The sequence below is a fragment of the Coprobacillus sp. genome, assembly GCF_984815275.1.
Genome location: NZ_CFJNYH010000088.1, coordinates 1 through 2,215 on the forward strand (window position 1 = coordinate 1; position 2,215 = coordinate 2,215).

Annotated in this window: 2 protein-coding genes; both read right to left on the reverse strand. The window is 33.9% G+C overall.

Translation table 11 applies throughout. The features are described 5' to 3' along the window. A partial coding sequence (locus tag AC5M21_RS15985) for a pyruvate formate lyase family protein (RefSeq protein WP_493531534.1) occupies window positions 1–1,503 on the reverse strand: 1,503 nt, incomplete at its 3' end. A gap of 230 nt (window positions 1,504–1,733) precedes the next feature. After that, on the reverse strand, window positions 1,734–2,093 hold the full coding sequence (locus tag AC5M21_RS15990) for a hypothetical protein (RefSeq protein WP_493531535.1): 360 nt from the start codon (window positions 2,091–2,093) through the stop codon (window positions 1,734–1,736). Window positions 2,094–2,215: the final 122 nt, after the last annotated feature.

Here is a 2,215-nt window from a genome sequence, read left to right on the forward strand (position 1 = left end):
CATTTCAAGAGCCTCATATGAATATTTATCATGCATATAATGAATAGCATTTAAAGCTTTAATATATATTTTAGCAACATAATCCATCATTGCATCATATTTTTCCATAACTTCGTTATAATCTAGATAATCACCCTTGATTGGCTCAAATCTAGGTGCTACTTGTCTTCCTGATAATTCATCAACACCACCATTTATAGCATAAAGTAATGCTTTTGCTAAATTTGCTCTTGCACCGAAGAATTGCATTTGCTTACCAATCTTCATTGCAGAAACACAGCAAGCTATTCCATAATCATCACCAAGTGTAACTCTCATTAAATCATCATTTTCATATTGAATAGAAGATGTTTTTATTGAAATTTTTGTACAATATTTCTTAAATGCAATAGGTAAATTCTTAGACCAAAGAACTGTAATATTTGGTTCTGGAGCAGGTCCAAGATTTTCTAATGTATGAAGAAGTCTGAATGAATTCTTAGAAACTAAAGTTCTACCATCAACTCCCATACCACCAATACTTTCTGTTACCCAAACAGGATCACCACTAAATAATGCATTATATTCTGGAGCACGAAGGAATCTTACCATTCTTAATTTTAATACAAATTGATCCATAAGCTCTTGAGCTATTTCTTCAGTTAGTGTACCATTTTTTAAATCTCTTTCAACATAAATATCTAAGAATGTAGAAACTCTTCCCATAGACATTGCTGCACCATTTTGATCTTTTACAGCACCAAGATAAGCAAAATATGTCCATTGGAAAGCTTCATGAGCATCTTTTGCAGGAACTGAAATATCAAATCCATATTTAGCAGCCATAGATTTTAATGCTGTTAAAGCAGCTATTTGATCAGATATTTCTTCTCTATCACGAACAATATCAGAAGTAAATTCATCTGTATCTAAAATATTTAATTCATCTTTTTTCTCTGAAATAAGAACATCAACACCATAGAGTGCTACACGCCTATAATCTCCAATAATTCTTCCACGTCCATATCCATCAGGTAAACCTGTTAATAAATGAGCACTTCTAGCAGCTCTAATATCTGGTGTATATACTTCGAAAACTCCATCATTATGAGTTTTTCTTAAATTATGATAAATATATTCTACTTCTGGGTCAACTTTATAACCATAAGATTCACATGATTTTTCAACTATACGTATACCTCCATTAGGCATAATAGCTCTTTTTAATGGAGCATCTGTCTGAAGACCAACAATAGTTTCTAAATCTTGATCAACATAACCTGGTGCATATGCATCAATGCTTGAAGGTGTTTTTGTATCAACATCTAATACACCTTTTTCTCTTTCTTCTTCATAAAGAGCTTGAATTTTGTTCCATAACTTAGTGCTTTTTTCAGTAGGACCTACTAAAAAACTTTCATCTCCATCATAAGGAGTATAATTTGCTTGAATAAATCCGCGGACATCAATTTCTTTAGTCCATTCTCCAGCTCTATCAAAACCTTCCCATTGTTTGAAATCCATAAAATACCTTCCTTTATAATATTTATTTAGGCTTTTTATTGGAACCTATGAACCAATAATATTATGTACATTTATTTTAGATTGCAACAATATATTATCACAAAATTATAAAAAATATCAATCTTTATATAAAAAAAGAGGCGGAACATTGTCCGCAACATAAAAGTCGCAGTGGACAACGTCCGCCTCTTTGCCTTGGAGTAGCCAGGGGTAAGTGCCTCTGGCATGAATTAGCTGCTCAAACCGTTTTGCAGGATGGAACCTACATAGAGAAGAGCACCGGGAAAGCTTCCGCAAGACTCTCCGATGAAGGGGACAACACGACCGGATCCAACACTAAGTAAGACGTTAAAGCCGGTAGGCATCTCAACGATGAAGTCCGTCACAGAGAACTTGTCGTTCTCTATTGCTTTAAGTCCGCCACTAAGGAGTTTTCCAGCGCAGATGATTGCATCGCCAACATCTTTCTCAGTTGCGTTGAAAAGGACAGGATCGTGCCCATTCCTGAAGATTACCACTTCACAAGGTTTAGGCTGATCAGCCTCCTTCTTCCGAACAACGAGAGCCGTGATCTTAAACTTCTCTTTCATAAGAAAACCTCCAAAATATTATCAAAGTGCATTATTAATAATATCACAAATTTGACATAAAGTCAATAAATTTGCCAAATTTATTGAAAAATATTGACAATAATTAGAAATATATAAAATTT